Below are 20,750 nucleotides of genomic sequence, written 5' to 3'. Positions count from 1 at the left end.
GTTGATAGGCAAGATGTGGAAGTGGTGTGAGCCATTAAGCTAACTTGTACTAATTACCCGTGAGGCTTAACCATACAACGCCAAACGCGTTTTATGCGACAGTTTAGACAGAAGTTAATATAACTAAAGTAGATATTACTTAGAAAGACTTAAAAAATATTATCAGATATTTTCCAAATTCAGTTAGTGCGTAGCGATACGAATTAACGCCCAAATTTGCTTGGTGACAATAGCGTTTTGGACCCACCTGATTCCATGCCGAACTCAGTAGTGAAACGAAACAGCGCCGATGATAGTGTAGCATTTGTTATGTGAAAGTAGGACATTACCAGGCTTCAAATTGTAGAGAGCCCGAATCTAACGATTCGGGCTTTTTTACGTCTGAAGAAAAGTAAAATGCGCGCAATTAACACACACTCACATCAACACACATCACGTAGGTCGGCCGAGCGTAGCGACTCCCGACGTTAAAATCACAGCAAAATCCCTTAATATCTCAGTCGGCCAATAAATTAGCATTTGCTACGTGACTTTCTACCGCTGTGGGCACTATGACATTACACAAGCTTCACATTGTAGAAAGCCCGGATCTAACGATTCGAGCTTTTTTATGCTTGTAGAAAAAGTGATTCAGGTATTCCTCTATAGCGGAGCGTCTCTTAGTGAATAATTCACTTAATTTAACGAGTTAAAGTGCTCGCTGATGCGAGCGTAGCGACTCCCGACGCTAAAATCACATCGAGAATAGCTACAGTGTTCTTATTTCACGAGCTGGGTTACCTGCTACTACAGTATTAGGCATTACATTTTTAGTAACCACAGCACCCGCACCCACAATACTATTTTCACCAATGCTTACACCCGCTAAAATAATTACACCTGCGCCAACCCATATGTTATTGCCTAACGCGATAGGCGCTGCAAAGTTTTCCTTATTAAGCTTTTTTGCTGGATTAGTAGCATGTGACACAGCTAAAAGCTGAACGTTCGGGCCTATTAAGCAGTCATCACCCATGGTGATTAAGTAATTGGCCAGTGGCTAGTTGAGGTGTAATTAATATTTATAAAAGTAGGATTGTTAATGAAGGCTGAGATATTTAGTCGTTAATCGCTATTTAGAAGTTTTACCTAGTTGTCTTGTTCTAAATTTTATATAGATACTTCTAATAAAGTACTTAAGAAAACTGTACTATTACAGGTGTTTTAAAATAACTATAACGAGAAACATATGAAATTATTAACTGCAGCAACTTTAATAGTTGCTTCATCGACAGCTTTTGCAAGCCCTGCACCGTTAGTGTCTATTCCTACTCATGATGCCTTTTTTAATAGTATTGCAGCGCATTGCGGTAAAGCTTTTGAAGGTGAAGTAGCGGTAGATAACGCGAAAGGGCCAAGCTCATTTACAGATAAAAAGCTGGTTATGCATGTACGTAAATGTAGCGAGGCTGAGTTACAAGTACCGTTTCATGTAGGAGACGATGCATCACGTACGTGGATCATAACGAAAACGGGTAGTGGCTTGAGTTTAAAGCACGATCATCGTCATAAAGATGGAACAGACGACGCATCAACTATGTATGGTGGCCATACGCTTGATGCAGGGTTTGCGCAAATGCAGTCGTTTCCAGCAGACCAATACTCTAAAGAGTTATTCGTAAAACAAGGCATTGCACAGTCTGTAGGTAATACATGGCAAATGTATATTTACTCAGAAGTATTTACTTATCGATTAATTCGCCAAGGACGTGAGTTTAAGGTGGATTTTGATTTAACTAAACCGATTACTCCACCATCAGCACCTTGGGGTTATAAAGACTAAGGTTACTTACCCTTGTTTGTATCTTCTTTAGTTTCGCATTGTAGTAAAACACTTAAATCTGGTTGGTAAGCACGTGGTTTTGTTGGAAAGCGCTCGTACTCTTGCACGCCTTCAAGTATTTTCAACATAAAGGTATTGCCGCGGCATAGACGGTCAGCATGGCGTAATAAAAATACACTTTGATTGGTAAAGTGTTTGTAATCGTCTGACTGGATTTCTATTTTATAGTTGTCTTCGCCAATTTTTGTTTGGTAGTAATGCACTTTGTTGTCAAAGTCGTAGAGCTTCTCTGTTTCGGCTTTTTCAGCAAGTGCAGTATTTGCACTTGAAAGGGCCACCAGTGTAGCGCCTATAAATAAGCGTGGTGCGTTTATTCCTTTCATAAAATATATCCTTTAATTTGCGAACTTTATACCCATTAATAAAAGTAATAAGGTCGATTTCTTTACGTATTAGTCTAACACCCAAAAAGGGAAAGTGTGATGTTCAAACAAATAAAACAACTTTTTGCTGTATTCGATGAACAGCAGCCAAGTATGCAAGAGCACGATTTAAAAACAGCTGTTGCTGCATTATTAATTGAAGTTATGCGTGCAGATACCAAGCTTGAACATGATGAACAACGAACCCTGACTGTAACCTTAAAAAAGTATTTTAATTTAACAGATATTGAGGTTAATGAGCTTACTAATAACGCGGAAAGTAGCTTAGATGATTCGATAGATTACTTTCAGTTTTCAAAACAGATTAATGAGCATTGCAGCGCGGCGCAGCGAATAGAAATAATAGAATTATTATGGCGCTTAGCGTATGCCGATGGAGAAATAGATCCCCAAGAAGACTACGTAATACGTAAAGTAGCAGGGCTTTTATATGTAACGCATACCGATTTTATCGCCGCAAAACTCGCGGCGACAAAGTAATTAGTTATTTAGGCGTGCAAGTTATCTTAACTTACTTGCAACGCTTACTAACTGATGAGCAAGCGCCGATACTCGCTCTGCAGTAACAGGTTCATTAATTTGCCCATTTTCATCAAACAATGTGTGTACAGCGGGTACTGCAAGTTGATCGGCAAGCACTAACGATCCAATACCACTTAATATATCACGTACATGATTTAAACCGCGTAACCCACCAAGTCCACCTGGTGATGCTGAAAACAGCGCCACTACTTTATTACGAAAAGCAGGAACAGCACCTTGCTCTGTGCGCGATGCCCAATCAATCGCATTTTTAAGTGCTGCAGTTATAGAGCCGTTGTACTCTGGGCTTGCTAGTAAAATACCGTCAGCTGCACGTAGCTTGTCTTTTAAAAGCTGTACATCGCTTGGTGTACCTTGCGCTTCAATATCTTCGTTAAATAGTGGGATGTTTAATTCGTTTAGTTTTATTACTTCTACTTCAGCACCTGTTTGTAGAGCAAAACGTGCTGCCTCATTAATAATTTTTTGATTAAAGCTTTCTTGTCGAAGACTTCCTGCTAGGGCGATAATTTTTGGTGCTGACATGCTAGTGACCTTTTAGTGTTTAAACTTACAACGCTAATGTAGCAAAATTTTACTTGTAGAAAACCCCAATAAACGCAACACTTATGTGCGTAAATGCACATAAGTATAAGGTAAACAGCATGGCGATAAAATTTGAAGATTGGCAAGACGTTAAAGTAGCGTTTGAAGTAGCACGATTAGGCACGTTAACGGCGGCAGCAGAAGAGCTTAATGTGCACCACAGCACAGTACTTAGGCGAATTAATAATCTTGAAAAAAACTTAAATGCACGCCTTTTTCATCGCCATGCCCGTGGTTACAAGGTTACTGAAATTGGCACCAAGTTATTTGCAACAGCACAAACTATCCATAGCTCCTTAGAGCAGTTACATAACGATATAGCAGCAGCCGATAGCACCCTTAGAGGGAGTTTATTACTAACGACGGTAAGTGGTTTTATGGATGTACTTGGTGATGTATGTGAGCAATTTCAGGCGCTACATCCACAAGTGCAGTTAGAAGTTATTTTAGAACAAAAAAGATTAAGGCTCGATCACGGACAAGCACATATTGCAGTGCGTGCAGGCCCAAGACCTGATGAGGGCGATTATATTGCTCAGCATTTGGCGCAGCTTTCATCGGGTTTATACGCTAATAAACGTTACATTAATAAATACGGCATGCCTAGATTATTAAGTGATTTACAACAACATAATTTTGTATCGGGTGTGGCGGGTTTTAATGCCCGCGTGCCTTATTTTGCATGGGCTGATGAAAATATTCCTGCATCGCAAATTAAGCTGCGAGTATCTGAAACCGCAGAAGCGACTCGTGCAATAATTAAAGGGCTTGGCATTGGCGGATTACAGCATGACGTAGCGGCGCAATATTCTGATTTAGTACCTATATTACACAGTGAGTTAAGCTGGCCTACCGATGTGTGGTTAGTCACGCATCACTTAGTGCATCGCACTGCTAAAGTACAAGCTTTTGCAGGGTTGTTAAAAACACACTTTAGTAAGTTAGCTGCTAATCAATAGTTTTAGCAGCATTTTAGCTGTGTTTTAAATGATTATAGTGTTTTTTTTACTTCTATGCCTAGGCGTTTAGCCAAGCGTACTAAGTTAGCTCTATCTAATTCAAGTACTCTTGCTGCTGCTGACCAGTTGTAGTTATGCTTCTTTAATTGCTCAGTAATTACGTTGTATTGCAACGATTCTACAGCTTGCTTTAAAGGTTGGTTGATTAAGGTGTTGGTTGTAATTTGGCTTGATACTAGAGAGTTTTGCGGCGCACTCGGGGTTAAATCACAGTGCTCGCTTGTAATGGTTATTATTGGATTTTGCCATTGGCTTTGTTTTGCTTTTAGGGCGCTGCGGCTAATGACATGTTCAAGCTCGCGAACGTTACCTGGCCAGTTGTACTGATTAAGCAGTACTTGCGCTTCAGGGCTTAGTTTTAATTGTTTTATCCCTAATTTACGGGCTGTTTGCTCAATAAAATAACCAGCTAAGAGTGTTATGTCGTGCTCGCGTTTACTAAGTGGTGGCACAGTAATAGGGTAGACACTGAGGCGATGGTATAAATCGGCTCTAAAGCGACCTTGAGCTACTTCTTCTTTTAAATTTCTGTTGGTTGCGGCAACGACGCGTACATCTACGTACTTTGGCGTGTCTTCTCCTACCGTTTGTATTTCGCCACTTTGTAGCACTCGTAATAGTTTACTTTGCATGGCCAGGGGTAGTTCGCCTATTTCATCTAAAAATAACGTGCCGCCATCAGCTAATTGAAATTTACCTTGGCGCGAATTTTGTGCGCCTGTAAAAGCCCCTTTTGCATGACCAAAAAATTCACTTTCGGCGAGGTTTTCAGGAAGTGATGCACAATTTAAGTGAATAAGCGGTTGATCTTTTCGAGCTGAATTTAAGTGAATATTACGTGCAACAAGTTCTTTTCCTACCCCTGTTTCACCTAATATAAGCACGCTAAAGTTAGATGCTGCAACGAGTTTAATTTCGTTTTTAAGTGTTTGCATTAGCGGACTTTGACCAATAATTTCACCGCCGTCCCGTGTTAACGCTTCACGATTTAGTTCTTGCACTAATGCACTTGAGTGCTGTGCATGCTGTTTGTAATGGGCAAGCTCTAAAGCTGTTTTAAAATGCGCACTACACAGCGTTTGTAAGGTATTGAGTGTATCAGCGCTTATGCTGTTAAATGCATTAGCGTTAAGGCTATCAAACGTAAGTACGCCAAGTAGCGCGTTTTTATCATAAAGAGGTAAGCCTAAACATGCATGTACCGGTATGTCGCCGGTTTTAGCTAATAGTAATCCGTCGTATGGATCGGGTAGCGGGCAGTCGTGCGCAAATTGTAGCGCGAGTGTGCTTTTGCAAATAGCTTCTAGGCGAGGGTGTTCTACTATTTTAAATCGTCTGCCAAGGCTGTCGGACATTAACCCTTTAATTGCCAGTGGTTTTAATTGCTCGCCCTGAAGCACTAATAACGCACTTGCATCACTAGGAATCACCCGCTCAACCGTTGCTAGTAATTGATCAAAGCTATGCTCGTGTAGTGTACTTTGAGCAAGCTCTAGAGCAACTTGTGTAAGGTTGAATTGCTGATTCATGTCAAAATGACCTATTCGAGTTTTTATGAGTTAATTTATAGTAGGTCATAAAGACTCATACTGTAAAGTGGTTTAATTTAACTTATTGAATTTAATTAATTAAATTTGTTGGCACAGTATGTGTAATAGCTAAGTAACGTAGTTAGTTACAGAGATCGCCATGAACACACTAATGCTGAATAATTTAAATAATCAAACACAGTTTAGTTCACTATACGAAACAGTATTATTTGCTGCCAATACTGCATTAGCTGTGAGTTTAGTGTGTATTACGGCAAGTATTTTAATTAGCTACCCGTTTGCTGAGTACTTTTCCATGGCGGTGCAAGTATCAGCTCATATTGGGACTATTGTTATTGCTGCTATTTTAAAAGTAAGTTACGTACTGCGCTGTGTTGCACAACATGGTTTAGGGCAGGAGGTACGATAATGCGCCCTATAAACTTAACTGAGCCAATGCCAGCACGCGTTGCTATTCATCAAGTATCTCAATGGCCATTATGGATGCTCGCTTTTAGACCTTTCTTTTTAGGCGGTGGCTTATTGGCATTTTTGTCGGTGGGGTATTGGCTACTTATTTTAACAGGCCATGCAAGTTGGCACTCATCGATACCTGCGACATTATGGCACGCGCACGAAATGCTGTTTGGCTTTGCAGGAGTTGTAGCTGTTGGCTTTTTACTTACCGCTGCACAAACATGGACAGGCGTACCGAGCATAAGTGGGAAAGCCCTTATGTGGCTTACGTTTATATGGCTTGCAGCGCGCTTAGCCTTTTTTGTGATATTGCCTGATATCGCTCATTTTAATTTATATGCTGCACTTACATTACAAGTTATTTGGTGGCTAGGCGCCATAGCAGTACTGGCTAATATGTTATTAAAAGCCAATAGCAAAAGTAACTATCCGTTTTTAGCTATTTTAGCTGTGCTTTGTGGGCTCAATGTATTGTATTTAATACTTGTTTTAAAACACAACATGCAGCTTGCACTTGGTGTGGTTGATACCGCAGTACTGGTCATTACTTTACTAGTTGGCATTGTTGCGGGTCGCGTTTTACCATTTTTTACCGCTAAAGCTCTAGGTTTAACCGCACAAGTTCGCACTCCTAAAATAGATAAAGCGGTGATGTATTTATCTATTTTGGCTATCACTTTATTTTTCATCAACAAGTTGTTTTTGAACACGATTAATCCTGCGTTAGTTGTTGCAACTGTTGCTGCGCTTCACCTGGTCAGGGCTGGTTTTTGGTGGGATAGCAAGGTATTGAGAGTGCCGTTGTTATGGTCTTTACATTTTTCCTACTTAGCGTTAGGCGTAGGGTTAATGATGGTTGCATTTAGCTTTTATAGCAGTGCAATACAATTTAAAGATGCGCTGCACTTAATCACTATTGGCACAATAGGTATGATGATTTTAGCAATGATGACGCGTGTATCACATGGTCATACAGGGCGTACACTCGCTATTCCTCATTACATGGCTGTTGCTTTTGCGTTTTTGCTTGTGGCCGCTATTACTCGTTCATTACTCCCTTTTATTATTGGGCCTCACCTTGCTTGGCAAATAAGTGCTGTGCTGTGGTTAGTGGCTTTTTCATTATTTTTAATTCACTGCACACCTATATTAACGCGGCGTCGTGTTGATGGGCGTCGTGGTTAGTTCATCCATAGGAAACACATATGTTATCTGATAAAACCATTGAGATTGTAAAAAGCACAGTTCCGTTATTAGCAGAGGCGGGTACGGTTGTTACCGATCATTTTTATAAGCGTTTATTTAGCCATAATCCTGAGCTTAAAAATATTTTTAATATGGCGAATCAAGATACAGGTCGTCAGCAATTTGCACTTTTTAATGCATTGGCTGCGTATGCACAAAATATTGATAATTTAGCCGTATTAAAAGAAGCGCTAACACGTATTAATCATAAGCATACAAGCTTGAATATTTTACCTGAGCATTACCCTATTGTAGGTGCGCATTTAATTGGTACTTTAAAAGAGCTTATTCCTGAGCAATTTACTCCCGATGTTGAATACGCTTGGCGCGAAGCTTACGGCGTACTTGCTGATATTTGTATAACCGAAGAAGCTGCTTTGTATGAGCACAGTAAAAATAAACACGGTGGTTGGGCGGGAACTCGCCAATTTGAAATAACCAACAAACAGGCTGAATCAGAACTAGTAACGAGTTTTACACTTACGCCAGTTGATGGCGAAGCTGTTATTACACATAAACCAGGGCAGTATTTAGGTATTAAAGTTAAGCCAGAGGGCGCTGAATATGAAGAAATTCGCCAGTATTCTATTTCACAAAAAAGTAACGCTAAAAACTACCGTATTAGTGTTAAAAAAGAGCTACAGCCAAAGCCTGGCATGGTGTCTAATTATTTACACTCATTAGAGCAAGGCACTATTGTTGAGCTATACCCGCCGGCAGGAGACTTCTTTTTACGTAATAATACAAGTCCAGCGGTACTCATTTCAGCAGGTGTTGGGCAAACGCCAATGCTGGCTATGCTTGAAACGTTATTAAGCGATAACTCTAATCAAGAGATTATGTATTTACATGCCTGCGAAAATACTCAGCAGCATTCGTTTTCAAAATATTTAAATGAGTTAAATGCAGTTTATAACCGCTTACAAACAATGACGTGGTTTAACCAAGCGACAGAGGGCGCTGACTTTACTGGGTTAATGAACCTAAACGCAGTACAAGCACAGCTACCATTGAGTAATGGTGACTTTTACTTATGTGGTCCTGCCGGTTTTATGGCATTTATAAAAAACCAGTTACTTGAGTTAGGTGTTAAAAACGAGCAGATTCATTATGAAGTGTTTGGTCCGCATCAAGACTTGTAATAACGCTTTAAAATAGAAAAAGGCGCGCAGCGATATGCTGCGCGCCTTTTTTATTAATTTATAAACATTAATAAAGTGCCTTATAACTCTTTACAGGTAACACCTTCAAGTACTGTAGTAAGCTCTTTTTTAGGATAGTAAAGCTCGCATTGGTTATTACGTAGTTGCAAAATAAACTTCTCAGATTTTATATTATGCGCGCCCATAATTACTCTGCCATCAGACCCTTTACTCATTGCATGATCAATTAGCAGTTCGCTACGTTTAGTAAATACCGAATCGGCAAGTGTTACTAATGTGCCTCCCTTAGCTTGTTGAATTGCCTGTTGTAGTGTTGTAATAACGCTGGGATTAACGCTCGTTAATATAGCGGGTTTAGCAGGCTCACTATCTACACTTTGGCATCCGCCTAAAGCGAGCAAGGTGGCTAATGGGAGTAATAATTTAGCCATTACCTTTCCTCACCCAGCGTTGGCCAAGTTAAGTCCATATTACGCTGGGTAAATTGTACCGGCATATTTAAAGGAATGAGAGATTCACGAGAGCTTGAAAAATTAGCTGGTTCTGCTTTTGCAGCAGCCGTTCTAACTGGACAACTGCCATTTTCAACATGAAATAATGCGGTGGCTAAAACGGCCTCGTCACTGTCGCCTAACTGATGATCAAAGTCGTCCTCAATTTCACAACCTTGAACATCAGCATCAAATTGTGGAGTAGGGGTTGGTGTAAACCCCGCAGCGTATTCGCCAAATCCTTTGCTATTTACGCCACTAAACTGAATAGTGTAATAGGTTGTTGCGCAGTTATGAGTTGGGGTAAAGCCATAGGGCTTACCGCAGGTTGTGTCGCCAATTAAAATAACTTCTGCGTCTATACCTTTTAAACCATTAATAAAAGCTTCTGATGCCGAACAGGTGCCTGATGTGCTTAATACATAAACCTTTGATAGGTTTAAATCAGGTAGGTTTTCACCTGTGCTAAAAAAAGTAGAGTAATCTATTTCTTCATCAATAAATGGGAAGGGCGAATCAACGGGTTGTTTATCGTTTTGTTGAGTTTGATAATAAAAGCGGTTGTTAACGTTGGCATTACCGGCAACCATATAAGCTAATTGTGCCGACAGTGCTAATAAACCACCACCGTTATATCTAAAGTCGATTACAAGCTCATCAATACCATCGGTTTTAAACTTATTTACCGCATCAATAAGCCCTTCTTGGGCAATGCTTATATGGCTATTAAATTGCATGTAACCCACGCTTGAACCATTTGCGGTTGTAATCGTTTTAACATTTTGAACAGGTGTTTGTTCAATATTACCAGCGGTTACATTAAATGTTTTTTCGGCGCCATCGTTACTGCGTACAACAATAGTATGTGAGTCGCCGTTAGTAGGACTAAATAAACCTTCGTTAAGCGTATCTACACCCGACTCTGTATTGGTATTAATGCTAACACCGTCAACTGAAAGTACGGTATCACCACGTTGAAAGCCTATTTGGCTTGCAGGCGAATCATCTTCAAGATAAGCAACGCGTAAAATACGATCGGCTGTATCGCCAATAAACGCCCAATTTATACCGTAACCAGAAGTAACGCCCGATTGCGCTTCTTGAAAGTAATCTTCAGTAGGTTCTGAAAAATGAAAGTTATCTTTTTTTGCACCTGAGTCGGTAAGCTGCTCTGTTTTTAATTGGGCAAAATAATCGGCTACTGTGGCAAAGCTTTCAGGGTCGTTATCGGCAATCTCATCATACCAAAGGTATGTTTCGTCGCTCCAAGAGCGAAGCCAAAGCTTTTCATAAAGGGCAGAACCCGCTTGATCTGGGTAGGGGTTGTTGTTATTAAAGGGATCGTTACCCGTACGAGGGATTTCGCAAAAGTTTTTTAAATCGTTAGAGGGCTCAAATACCGCCGCTGTCCATGTTGGGCTGCTACTAACAGGTGTTGTAACTATAGGCGTGGTAACTACAGGAGCAGAGTCGATACCGCCTCCGCCGCCACAACCCGTTAAAGCAAAGCCCGAAAGTGCTGCAAAAATGGCAAGCGAGGTTTTATTATTTTTAAACATAGTTAAGGACTTTCTGTAAATAAGTTGTTTAAAATATTACAACACTCGCTCGTTTATTCAACATTTATAACTTTGATTTATGTAAATGAGTGTTAAAGCTTAGAGCTTGCTCGCACTACTTGTATCTGCAAATGCTTGCTTTTTCCACGCATTAAATAACTTTTGCTGTTTATCAGAGATTTTTAAACCGTATGTTTTCTGCATGTAAGCGTAAGTGTCGGCTATACGTTTACGTGCATAGACAGGCGGTTCAACTACACGTTGCTTAAAGTTTACTTTTACTTCGCAGCGACCATACTGTGTGGCGTTTTCGCTAAGCATGCCAAAACGATAATTAGAGCGATCGGCATTAATTTCGCCAATAGCTGGCGCTAAGTTATTTATATCAGCTTCCATTTTTCTAAATTTAGCACTTACTTTACGGCAGTTTTTACGTCCGCCATCTTGCCAACATTGTAGCTGATGACCAAATTCCCACGCCGGAACAATATGTTCCCACTCAATGCGTAGTGCTCGCACATTTACTTTGCCTGAGCGGGTAAGTGTATTTCGAGGAATGTAACCACAGTTAGAAGGATCAGGAATGAGTTTTTTGCCTTCTTTTTTAATATCACAACCGCAGTAAATACTTTTGGCGTTGTCAGGGAGGGTTTTAATTAAATGTCTTTTAGCCGTTGAAAAACGGGTAAATTGTTCGGCAGATACCGAAAAACACACACAGCAAGCCAGTAAGGCCAGAATAAATCGAGTCATATCCATCACAAATGTGAACTACAGGAACAGGCAGTTTAAAGCCTTGAAGATAAAAGATAAAGTTAACTTAAGGCCTGCACTTATATTACTAAAAAGTGTCCGATTAATTTTTTATTCAAAGTTATTTTCACTATTCATTTATTTCTTACTATTTATCGTATTTTAACCACACAAGATTATACGTTAAGGAGTATGCTTAAAGCTTACTCAATATGGGGATTTGGATTGCAAATGAAATTTGTTGATTATTATGCAGTGCTCGGAATATCGCCTGATGCAGACGATAAAGCGGTTAAAGTAGCTTATAAAAAATTAGCCAGAAAATATCACCCAGATGTAAGCAAAGAGCCTCAAGCAGAAGATAAGTTTAAAGAAATAGCAGAAGCTTACGAAGTCATTCATAACAAAGAAGAACGCACTAAATACGACGAGTTACGTCGTCATCAACAAAATCGTGCTCGTCAACAGCAAGGTAATTATGGTGGTAACAATGCCTCATCGCAAAGTAATTATCAGCAAAGCGATCCTCAAACCGATCAAGAGTTTTCTGATTTTGTTAATTCAATGTTTGGCGGCGCCGGTGGATTCAATCGTTCCGGGCAGAGCAGAAGTAACGCCGCTCGCGCGCAAAAAGGACAAGATGTGGAAATAGAGTTCCCGATTTTTCTTGAAGAGACTTTAGTTGATACCGTTAAGCCTGTTGAGTTTATGTTACCGCAGCGAGATAGTAGTGGTCGTGTCTCTGAAATTAAAAAATCACTTAAAGTGAAAATTCCCGCAGGTTCAGTAAATGGCGAACGAATTCGACTAAAAGGGCAAGGCGGATTAGGGTCAGCGAACGGGCAAAATGGCGATTTGTACTTACAAATTAGTTTAGTGCCCCACCCATTATTTGATGTTGAAGGTCATAACCTAAATATAGTCGTCCCTCTTGCACCATGGGAAGCGGCTCTTGGTACAAAAATAAATTTACCTACGTTGGCAGGCAAAATCCAATTAACTATTCCATCTAATAGTCAGTCTGGTCAACGCTTGCGTATTAAAGGTAAGGGATTAATGAGTAAAAAAGCCAAAGGTGATTTATTTGCTGTGCTTAAAATTGTTAATCCAACATCTGTTGATGATACCAGTAAAAAACTTTGGGAAGAATTAGCCGAAAAAGCTCACTTTGATCCCCGTAATAACTGGAGCAAGCCATAATGCAAATTATCGTGACACAAAAAGATGATTTACTTACTAGCAAAGAGCTATGTTTGAGTAGTGATATTAGCGAAGCAATTTTATATGAGCTAGTTGAGCACAATATTGCGGTTCCAATTGAGGGGAAGCATGTTACGCAGTGGCAATTTACGGTATCGGCAGTGACCTTAGTTAAAAAAGCGGCCCGTATTCAACATGACTTTTCGTTAGATTGGTCGGCAATAGCTTTAGTTTTACAATTGCTGGATGAGCGTGATGAGTTGATTTTCGAAAACGAAATGTTAAAGCGACATTTGAGTCGATTTAAACACTTGGAATAAAATCTGCCCTTGGGTACTTCCTAGGGCTTATTTAGTCTTTGGTGAGAGTGCGCTAGTTCTTAAAAACCAATATGACTACTTTGATTTATTCTTACTTTTAATTCGGATAAATCGTTTTAGTCGTATGTTTTGCATAAGTAGTAATATTCCACTTAGGCAAAAAAGTACGCTGGTTGCTGCAAAACTAATAAGCAGCGGATTATTAAAATCCTCTCGCTCATCGTAATCCATAATATGTAACATCCAAAAAAAGTCGAAAATTCGCCATAGTGTGCTGCGAACGGTGACAACTCTGCCGTTATTTTCTGACAAGTACAGTGTTGTGTTAAATGTGTCGTCAAATTGTACCTGCCAAACATTGGTTTTATATCCAACTTCTCGCATACCTTGCTTTAGCAGTACAGCGCTTGTCACTTGAGCATCAATAAGTAAGTGTGCTTTAGCATTTGCGGTAATTTGTATTTTAGTTGGCGGCTCAAAAGGTCGGCCTGTTATACCGTTAAAGCTTTGCTGTTCATCTTTATTTATTACTGTAATTATAGGTGTGGTTAAAAAGTTCTCAAAAATTATTTGTGTTGGATTAACCACCTGAGATGCAATATCGTTAAGGGAGGCAACATAATCAGCCTGCGTAAATGGGTTATTAAGAGTACGTGTTGCAAGATGCTCCCCATGAACTTTATCAAGAGGAATAGCGCTCATGACTAAACCGCCTAATAGCCAAGCTAAAATTTGTAATGTGAGCAAATAACCGAGCCATTTATGTAACTTGCGAGCATACTTAAATATTTTTTTATTCATGTTTTAGTCTTATTATTTTTAGAGGCTAGTTTATTACATTAATGGGATTAGTTACTGCGACATTTTGTCGCAGTTTAAACTATAGCTTACTGTAATCATTTAAAAATAAAAAAGATTACACTTAAATTGCTAACATGAATTATTTGTTTAATTGAGCTGAGTGTTTGATATCCAGCTAGCTTTAAACGCTAAAAAATACTTAAAAGCTGCGAAATATCTATATAAAGTGGTTAATAGAGCATAGTTGATTTGGTATAACGGTAAAACTGCGTTAAAGTTTGCAATGAAATTATTAGAGGATAAATACGAAACGATGTCGGAAATTCAATTTTTAAATGTAGATCTTGAGCTTGAATCAAAGCAAGATATTAGTTTGCTAGTGGCAGACTTGAAAAAAGTCGCGACGATTTTACATTATGACAAAGACGAATACCGTCAATTAGCGCGTATTGAAGCAACAGGTGTAGTAAACACGCCTGACAAAGCAATAAACCATATATGTGAGCTTATTGAATCGTGTTCGCGTAACGCGCTAAAGCAATGGTTAAGCTGTTCACGTAGAACGTTTGATATTGGTTTTGAATCGGGCACTTCCCCTAAGTGCTTTAATCAAGCCTTAGATGCAGATACATTACTACGTATATCTGCGATTGGTGCGGGTATGGAAATTACAATTTACCCAATCGAAAAGTAACTATCTTCGCTCTACGACTGCTGCGGTCATTTTTGATACGCAGCACAGCTCATTGCGGCTATTTGTAATTTTTATTTCCCACACTGAACTACGTTTGCCAATATGAAACGCTCTTGCCGTTGCTGTTAAAGTGTCGTTGCGAGATGCTTTTAAATGACTTGCGCTAATTTCCTGCCCCACGCAGTAAAATTTTGTAAAATCGACAACAAAGTTAGCTGCATAGCTGGCAACTGTTTCGGCAAGTACAACGTTAGCACCGCCGTGAACCATGCCCATTGGGTTATGATGCTCAGGAATTGCCGGCATAGTGGCTACTAAGTAATTATCACCAATTTCAGTGACTTCTATTCCCATGGTTTTCATTAATGTTCCTTGGCCATCAATGCCTTGTTCTAACTGCTTGCACAGCTCTAAAGTGATGGGCTGGTACCAAATACTCATAATGACTCCTTTGCTTTTTTAATCATTTATAAACCTAGCTTTAGTTATATCCCTAAAATGTACACAAGTGAAATTACTTTGGCTATTTTAAGGCTTAATTTAAATTTGCGATTTTTATTTAACTGTATATACTCACAGTTAAATGTACTGTATGGAAAACCAGTTGTATGCGACCATTAACGAACCGCCAAGCTCAAATACTCGAACTAATTAAAGTTTTTATTAAAGACACTGGTATGCCTCCTACACGTGCTGAAATAGCGCAAACATTAGGTTTTAAAAGTGCCAATGCTGCTGAAGAACATTTAAAAGCACTTGCTAAAAAAGGCGCAATTAAAATGAAACCAGGTGCAAGCCGTGGTATTCAGTTAATTGAAGAAGAAGAGCCAGAACAATTAGGTTTACCGCTTATAGGGCGTGTTGCTGCTGGTTCACCTATTTTGGCGCAAGAGCACGTTGAAAGTCACTGCAAAATCGATCCATTAATGTTTAAACCGGCTGCAGATTTTTTACTACGCGTTAACGGTATGAGCATGAAAGATATTGGTATTATGGATGGTGATTTACTTGCTGTACATCGTACTCAAACCGCTGAAAATGGGCAAGTTGTTGTTGCCCGCCTAGACGAAGACGTAACTGTAAAACGTCTTGAGAAAGCGGGTCGTAAAGTATTACTTCATGCTGAAAACGACGATTTTGAATCTATTGAAGTAGATCTTGAGAATGAGTCTTTTAATATTGAAGGCTTAGCCGTTGGCGTTATAAGAAACGCTGATTGGATGTGACTTTAAAAATAGCTTTTAAACAAGCAGTTTTATAAATGCGTACTAATTAGTACGCATTTTTTGTTTTAAATTCGCACTAAAAATAGGGCATAAATAGCTCACTGACAATTTAAGCTGTAAACTTTTTTGCACTTATATTTTCCCCCTCCGAATACGTTAAACCCCTTTGTTTTGCTCATCTTTTGAACTTACTGTTACCTAGTTGGTTACTGATTTTTTATTAATTACTCAATATCACCTGATTGTTTTTTATACTAAAACTTGCTTGTTGTTCATTTTTTAGCTAATTATTAATGTGCTGAGCTAATAATAACTCACAGCTTTTTAGTTTTGAGAACACACAATATACACAAACCCGTTGTTGGCGCAGCAAAACCAATCAATATTAAATGAGATTGACTAAAAAAATAAAAATAACGAATTGGCGTTTAAGCCGTATGCCTCTTCGCTTTGCATTCGCAATAGCATCAAAGGAGCCGTCACATGGGTAAACTGACCTCTACCTTGTGGCTTATATTATGTGTTTTTTCGCACCCAGTTTTGGCTAACAGCCAATACAATATGCGCAAAGGCGTAACCGATATAAGCAATAATGTATATCAGCTGCACATGACCATATTTATAATATGTTGTGTGATTGGGGTGATAGTGTTCGCAATTATGTTTTGGGCACTTATTCATCACCGTAAATCTAAAGGGGCTGTACCTGCCCAATTTCACGAAAGCACTAAAGTAGAAATACTTTGGACTGCAATCCCGTTTGTTATTTTAATTGCTATGGCAGTACCAGCCACTAAAACCCTAATTGCAATGGAAGATGCCAGCAAAGCTGATCTCACTATTAAAATTACAGGCTCGCAATGGAAATGGCATTATGAATATATGGGTGAAGATGTAGAGTTCTACTCTATTTTATCTACCCCGCAAGATGAAATAGCGAATCTTGCAGATAAAAATCCTAACTACTTACTTGAGGTTGATAAACCTCTCGTACTGCCAATAAATCAAAAAGTACGATTTTTAATGACTTCTGACGATGTTATTCACTCTTGGTGGGTACCTGATTTTGCAGTTAAAAAAGATGCGAATCCCGGCTTTATAAACGAAACATGGACGAACATAAACGAAGAAGGTACTTACCGAGGCCAATGTGCTGAGTTGTGTGGTAAAGATCATGGCTTTATGCCCGTTGTGGTGGTCGCTAAATCTGAGGCTGATTTTAAAACGTGGCTTGCAGATGCAAAGCAAGCTAAACAAAAAGCAGCATTAGCAGATGCCGCATTACTTGATAAAACCCTCCCAAAAGAAGAATTAATGACTTTAGGCGAACAAGTATATATGGCCAATTGTGCTGCATGTCATCAGCCTACTGGCATGGGGTTACCGGGTGTATTTCCTGCACTTAAAGGCAGCCCTATAGTGCTTGGCGATATAAAAGATCACATTGATGTAGTTATCCATGGGCGACCCGGTACGGCAATGCAAGCATTTGCCAAACAGTTATCTATAAAGCAATTAGCAGCGGTTATTACTTATAAACGTAATGCGTGGGGTAATGATACGGGTGATGTTATTCAACCGAGTCAAATACAGGCAGCACTTGATGCCAAAGTGGAGGCGAACTAATGAGTAGCATAGTAGAACAACCTAACGCCAATGAAGCTCATCATGCTCATCACCCAGCTAAAGGTTTTAAACGCTGGCTTTACACAACTAATCATAAAGATATAGGTAGTTTATATTTAATTTTTTCGCTGACCATGTTCTTAATTGGTGGTGGAATGGCCATGGTGATCAGAGCTGAATTATTTCAACCAGGTTTACAGTTGGTCGATCCTCACTTTTTTAATCAAATGACCACAGTGCATGGTTTAATTATGGTGTTTGGTGCGGTTATGCCGGCCTTTACAGGCCTTGCTAACTGGATGATACCACTCATGATTGGCGCGCCAGATATGGCATTGCCAAGAATGAATAACTGGAGCTTTTGGATTTTACCGTTTGCGTTTTTAATCCTATTGGCATCGTTATTTATGCCTGGTGGGGGTCCTGCATTTGGTTGGACTTTTTATGCACCACTGTCTACAACATACAGTAATGACAATACTGCATTGTTTGTATTTGCCGTACATATTATGGGGATTAGCTCAATAATGGGCGCAATCAATGTGATTGTAACTATAGTGAACTTACGTGCTCCCGGCATGACATGGATGAAGTTGCCCTTATTTGTATGGACGTGGTTAATTACTGCCTTTTTATTAATAGCGGTAATGCCAGTGCTTGCAGGAGCTGTCACTATGGTACTTACCGATAAGTATTTTGCGACCAGCTTTTTTGATGCCGCAGGCGGTGGCGACCCGGTGATGTTCCAACACATTTTTTGGTTTTTTGGTCATCCCGAAGTATACATAATGATTCTTCCTGCCTTTGGCATTATATCTACAATAGTACCTACCTTTTCTCGTAAAAAACTTTTTGGCTATGCCTCAATGGTATACGCCACATCCTCCATAGCACTATTGAGCTTTATTGTATGGGCTCATCATATGTTTACCACTGGGATGCCGGTCGCTGGCGAGTTGTTTTTTATGTACGCGACCATGCTTATATCGGTACCTACAGGAGTAAAAGTATTTAATTGGGTTGCCACAATGTGGAAAGGCTCAATAACTTTTGAAGTGCCAATGCTTTTTAGTATTGCGTTTATTGTGCTGTTTACCTTAGGTGGCTTTTCGGGGTTGATGCTGGCAATTACACCTGCTGACTTTCAGTACCACGATACTTATTTTGTAGTGGCGCATTTTCATTATGTATTAGTAACAGGGGCTGTATTTTCGATAATGGCGGGGGCCTATTACTGGCTGCCCAAGTGGACGGGCAATATGTTTAATATCACGCTAGCTAAATGGCATTTTTGGCTATCGCTGGTGAGTGTGAACGTATTGTTTTTTCCTATGCATTTTGTAGGGCTTGCCGGTATGCCGCGTCGAATTCCCGATTATGCACTTCAATTTGCCGACTTTAACGCAATCATAAGTATTGGTGGATTTGCCTTTGGTTTATCGCAATTGTTGTTTGTAGCTGTGGTAATTAAATGCGCGCGTGGCGGTGATAAAGTGCCTGCAAAAGTATGGGAAGGGGCAGAAGGGCTTGAGTGGGAAGTTGACTCTCCAGCGCCATATCATACTTTTTCTACGCCGCCGGTAATTAAGTAATGACACACGCACCGCTACTCAAACGTTTGGTACTTATTTGCATAGGCATGTTTGCCTTTGCCTTTGCTTTAGTACCTTTGTATGACGTGTTTTGTGATGTAACAGGGCTTAATGGAAAACCTTCGCTTGAGCAGGCAGAGCAAAGTACACAAATAGTACAAAACCGAGAAGTCGGCGTTAGCTTTACTACTCACGCACAAAGTGGTGCACCGTTTGAAGTTAAATCAAAAGAATACAGTGTAGTGGTAAAACCCGGTGCAATGCGTGAAGTAATGTTTAGTGCTAAAAATAACAGCAACCTAGATAAAGTAATGCAGGCTGTACCATCAGTCTCACCAGGTAAAGCGGCAAAGTATTTACACAAAATAGCCTGTTTTTGCTTTGATCAGCAACCTCTAAAAGCAGGGGAAGAACTTGAATTTAAATTACTTTTTTATGTTGATACCGCACTGCCGAGCGATATTGAAGAATTAACTTTATCTTATACCGTATTTGATATTAGTGAACAGCTGGTGGCAAGTAACAACTAGCTTTTTAAACTAGTGTGAAACTAGGAGTAAATAAAATGAATCAAGAATATGAGCATTATTACGTACCTGAGCAAAGCCCATGGCCTATTGTAGGTGCTGTTGCATTGTTTTTTATTGCAGTAGGGGCAGGCTTGACTGTTATGAGTGTAGGTAAAGAAGGTGGTAGCGGGGTTTATCTGCTTTATGCCGGTATTGCTGTACTTGTGTATATGTTGTTTAGCTGGTTTAAAAATGTAATTAATGAATCGGACCAAGGTTTGTACTCAGCACAAATGGATCGCTCTTTTAGACAAGGTATGAGCTGGTTTATTTTTTCTGAAGTTATGTTTTTTATGGCCTTTTTTGGTGCGCTTTTTTATGCACGCGTATTGTCGGTACCTTGGCTTGGAGGCGCAGGCAATAATGCAATGACTAACGAGGTTTTATGGCCTACTTTTGAAGCCGTTTGGCCGCTAGTTTCAACACCTGCTGGCGAAACTACTCAAGCTATGGGCTGGCAAGGCTTACCGCTTATAAATACCTTAATACTGCTTACTTCCTCAGTTACTTTACATTTTGCCCACGTAGCGATGGAAAACAATAAACGCACTCCACTTAAAGTTTTTTTAGGCGCTACTATTTTATTGGGCGTTTGCTTTTTAGGGCTGCAAGTTGAGGAGTACATGCATGCATATAATGACCTTAACCTAACGCTAGATGCGGGTATTTACGGTAATACGTTTTTTTTATTGACTGGTTTTCATGGCATGCATGTAACGCTAGGAACGGTACTTTTATTTGTAATATTTTTACGGATATTAAAAGGGCACTTTACTAAAGATAAGCATTTTGCTTTTCAAGCAGCTGCTTGGTATTGGCACTTTGTTGATGTGGTGTGGCTGTGTTTGTTTGTATTTGTATATGTGCTGTAGCGTTTATTGGCGAATTATTTGCTTTAATAAAACCAAGTTTAAGCGCTGCAATAACAACAACTAAAACAACGACCGAAAACAATACGCGACGACCTAAAAAGTGAGACATAGGTCGTCCCCCTGTTTTCCCTGACACCATAATAAACAATGCTCTAAATAAGTTAAAAAGTATAAATATTAACAACAGTACGATAATAATTTTAATAATCACTGAGTTGACC

The 20,750-nt window shown here is 39.6% G+C and carries 23 protein-coding genes, 1 rRNA gene and 1 pseudogene; 15 read left to right on the top strand and 10 right to left on the bottom strand.

Features of this window, described 5'->3' with window-relative positions:
* Positions 1 to 219: 219 nt before the first annotated feature.
* Positions 220 to 334: ribosomal RNA gene (gene rrf / locus I6F43_RS17370) — 5S ribosomal RNA — on the top strand.
* A gap of 414 nt (positions 335 to 748) precedes the next feature.
* On the opposite strand, the pseudogene I6F43_RS17365 reads toward rrf, so the two are convergent.
* Positions 749 to 1,039 (bottom strand): annotated as a pseudogene (locus I6F43_RS17365) (DapH/DapD/GlmU-related protein); the annotation flags it as partial.
* Between the two features lie 189 nt (positions 1,040 to 1,228).
* Between I6F43_RS17365 and I6F43_RS17360 the strand changes: the two are divergent.
* Entirely contained in the window at positions 1,229 to 1,822 is a 594-nt protein-coding gene (locus I6F43_RS17360) for a hypothetical protein (RefSeq protein WP_101216101.1), read from the top strand.
* 2 nt (positions 1,823 to 1,824) lie between these two features.
* On the opposite strand, the gene I6F43_RS17355 is transcribed toward I6F43_RS17360, so the two are convergent.
* A complete protein-coding gene (locus I6F43_RS17355; RefSeq protein WP_024591701.1) occupies positions 1,825 to 2,205 on the bottom strand; it encodes a hypothetical protein in 381 nt (126 codons plus the stop codon).
* 99 nt (positions 2,206 to 2,304) lie between these two features.
* Between I6F43_RS17355 and I6F43_RS17350 the strand changes: the two genes are divergently transcribed.
* Positions 2,305 to 2,745, top strand: a complete 441-nt coding sequence (locus tag I6F43_RS17350; protein ID WP_101216100.1) for a tellurite resistance TerB family protein — start codon at positions 2,305 to 2,307, stop codon at positions 2,743 to 2,745.
* A gap of 21 nt (positions 2,746 to 2,766) precedes the next feature.
* On the opposite strand, the gene I6F43_RS17345 is transcribed toward I6F43_RS17350, so the two are convergent.
* A complete protein-coding gene (locus tag I6F43_RS17345; protein WP_007584922.1) occupies positions 2,767 to 3,333 on the bottom strand; it encodes an NADPH-dependent FMN reductase in 567 nt (188 codons plus the stop codon).
* A gap of 119 nt (positions 3,334 to 3,452) precedes the next feature.
* On the opposite strand from I6F43_RS17345, the gene I6F43_RS17340 reads away from it, so the two are divergent.
* Positions 3,453 to 4,352, top strand: a complete 900-nt coding sequence (locus I6F43_RS17340; protein ID WP_024591698.1) for a LysR family transcriptional regulator — start codon at positions 3,453 to 3,455, stop codon at positions 4,350 to 4,352.
* A 32-nt stretch (positions 4,353 to 4,384) separates the two neighbouring features.
* On the opposite strand, the gene norR is transcribed toward I6F43_RS17340, so the two are convergent.
* Positions 4,385 to 5,941 carry a nitric oxide reductase transcriptional regulator NorR gene (norR, locus tag I6F43_RS17335; protein ID WP_197103314.1) on the bottom strand — a complete coding sequence of 519 codons (1,557 nt, stop codon included), beginning with the start codon at positions 5,939 to 5,941 and terminating at the stop codon, positions 4,385 to 4,387.
* Between the two features lie 160 nt (positions 5,942 to 6,101).
* Between norR and I6F43_RS17330 the strand changes: the two genes are divergently transcribed.
* From I6F43_RS17330 to hmpA, 3 genes are read left to right on the top strand one after another with little or no spacing between them, the layout of a single operon-like run.
* Positions 6,102 to 6,371 carry a hypothetical protein gene (locus tag I6F43_RS17330; protein WP_007584928.1) on the top strand — a complete coding sequence of 90 codons (270 nt, stop codon included), beginning with the start codon at positions 6,102 to 6,104 and terminating at the stop codon, positions 6,369 to 6,371.
* Entirely contained in the window at positions 6,371 to 7,603 is a 1,233-nt protein-coding gene (locus I6F43_RS17325; protein WP_197103312.1) for an NnrS family protein, read from the top strand. The genes I6F43_RS17330 and I6F43_RS17325 overlap by 1 nt, the downstream gene beginning before the upstream one ends.
* A gap of 20 nt (positions 7,604 to 7,623) precedes the next feature.
* Positions 7,624 to 8,805: an NO-inducible flavohemoprotein gene (gene hmpA / locus I6F43_RS17320; protein WP_197103310.1), complete on the top strand. Its 1,182-nt coding sequence runs from the start codon at positions 7,624 to 7,626 to the stop codon at positions 8,803 to 8,805.
* A gap of 80 nt (positions 8,806 to 8,885) precedes the next feature.
* Here hmpA and I6F43_RS17315 read toward each other — a convergent pair whose 3' ends face one another.
* From I6F43_RS17315 to I6F43_RS17305, 3 genes are all read right to left on the bottom strand, one after another.
* A complete protein-coding gene (locus I6F43_RS17315) occupies positions 8,886 to 9,257 on the bottom strand; it encodes a hypothetical protein (protein WP_002959634.1) in 372 nt (123 codons plus the stop codon).
* On the bottom strand, positions 9,257 to 10,876 hold the full coding sequence (locus I6F43_RS17310) for a S41 family peptidase (protein WP_101163181.1): 1,620 nt from the start codon (positions 10,874 to 10,876) through the stop codon (positions 9,257 to 9,259). The genes I6F43_RS17315 and I6F43_RS17310 overlap by 1 nt, the downstream gene beginning before the upstream one ends.
* A gap of 99 nt (positions 10,877 to 10,975) precedes the next feature.
* Complete coding sequence (locus tag I6F43_RS17305; RefSeq protein ID WP_029751433.1) at positions 10,976 to 11,629, bottom strand: endonuclease; 654 nt, start codon at positions 11,627 to 11,629, stop codon at positions 10,976 to 10,978.
* A gap of 231 nt (positions 11,630 to 11,860) precedes the next feature.
* Here I6F43_RS17305 and I6F43_RS17300 point away from each other — a divergent pair, with 231 nt between their 5' ends.
* Positions 11,861 to 12,829 carry a DnaJ C-terminal domain-containing protein gene (locus I6F43_RS17300; protein WP_007584935.1) on the top strand — a complete coding sequence of 323 codons (969 nt, stop codon included), beginning with the start codon at positions 11,861 to 11,863 and terminating at the stop codon, positions 12,827 to 12,829.
* Positions 12,829 to 13,149: a chaperone modulator CbpM gene (locus tag I6F43_RS17295; protein WP_007584937.1), complete on the top strand. Its 321-nt coding sequence runs from the start codon at positions 12,829 to 12,831 to the stop codon at positions 13,147 to 13,149. Before I6F43_RS17300 ends, I6F43_RS17295 begins: the two co-directional genes overlap by 1 nt.
* A 75-nt stretch (positions 13,150 to 13,224) precedes the next feature.
* On the opposite strand, the gene I6F43_RS17290 is transcribed toward I6F43_RS17295, so the two are convergent.
* Entirely contained in the window at positions 13,225 to 13,950 is a 726-nt protein-coding gene (locus I6F43_RS17290) for a membrane protein (protein ID WP_024591693.1), read from the bottom strand.
* Between the two features lie 313 nt (positions 13,951 to 14,263).
* Here I6F43_RS17290 and I6F43_RS17285 point away from each other — a divergent pair, with 313 nt between their 5' ends.
* Positions 14,264 to 14,644, top strand: a complete 381-nt coding sequence (locus tag I6F43_RS17285) for a hypothetical protein (RefSeq protein ID WP_008138697.1) — start codon at positions 14,264 to 14,266, stop codon at positions 14,642 to 14,644.
* Here I6F43_RS17285 and I6F43_RS17280 read toward each other — a convergent pair whose 3' ends face one another.
* A complete protein-coding gene (locus tag I6F43_RS17280) occupies positions 14,645 to 15,085 on the bottom strand; it encodes a PaaI family thioesterase (RefSeq protein WP_197103308.1) in 441 nt (146 codons plus the stop codon).
* A 167-nt stretch (positions 15,086 to 15,252) separates the two neighbouring features.
* On the opposite strand from I6F43_RS17280, the gene lexA reads away from it, so the two are divergent.
* The 5 genes from lexA (at position 15,253) to I6F43_RS17255 (ending at position 20,529) form a co-directional block, all read left to right on the top strand.
* A complete protein-coding gene (gene lexA, locus I6F43_RS17275) occupies positions 15,253 to 15,870 on the top strand; it encodes a transcriptional repressor LexA (protein ID WP_007584941.1) in 618 nt (205 codons plus the stop codon).
* Positions 15,871 to 16,353: 483 nt separating this feature from the next.
* Complete coding sequence (coxB, locus tag I6F43_RS17270) at positions 16,354 to 17,496, top strand: cytochrome c oxidase subunit II (RefSeq protein ID WP_024594300.1); 1,143 nt, start codon at positions 16,354 to 16,356, stop codon at positions 17,494 to 17,496.
* Positions 17,496 to 19,088 carry a cytochrome c oxidase subunit I gene (ctaD, locus tag I6F43_RS17265; protein WP_007584944.1) on the top strand — a complete coding sequence of 531 codons (1,593 nt, stop codon included), beginning with the start codon at positions 17,496 to 17,498 and terminating at the stop codon, positions 19,086 to 19,088. The genes coxB and ctaD overlap by 1 nt, the downstream gene beginning before the upstream one ends.
* Positions 19,088 to 19,618, top strand: coding sequence for a cytochrome c oxidase assembly protein (locus I6F43_RS17260; protein ID WP_002959612.1), 531 nt, complete (start codon positions 19,088 to 19,090; stop codon positions 19,616 to 19,618). The genes ctaD and I6F43_RS17260 overlap by 1 nt, the downstream gene beginning before the upstream one ends.
* 35 nt (positions 19,619 to 19,653) lie before the next feature.
* Positions 19,654 to 20,529 carry a cytochrome c oxidase subunit 3 gene (locus I6F43_RS17255; RefSeq protein ID WP_024594298.1) on the top strand — a complete coding sequence of 292 codons (876 nt, stop codon included), beginning with the start codon at positions 19,654 to 19,656 and terminating at the stop codon, positions 20,527 to 20,529.
* Here I6F43_RS17255 and I6F43_RS20285 read toward each other — a convergent pair.
* Complete coding sequence (locus tag I6F43_RS20285) at positions 20,432 to 20,740, bottom strand: DUF2909 family protein (protein ID WP_076916441.1); 309 nt, start codon at positions 20,738 to 20,740, stop codon at positions 20,432 to 20,434. The genes I6F43_RS17255 and I6F43_RS20285 overlap by 98 nt on opposite strands.
* Positions 20,741 to 20,750 lie beyond the last annotated feature (10 nt).

The sequence above is a fragment of the Pseudoalteromonas sp. NZS71_1 genome (assembly GCF_015864305.1).
In the GTDB taxonomy this organism is placed as follows: domain Bacteria; phylum Pseudomonadota; class Gammaproteobacteria; order Enterobacterales; family Alteromonadaceae; genus Pseudoalteromonas; species Pseudoalteromonas arctica.
The sequence above is the reverse complement of the archived record's forward strand: the minus strand, read 5'-3'. Positions and strand labels throughout refer to the sequence as shown.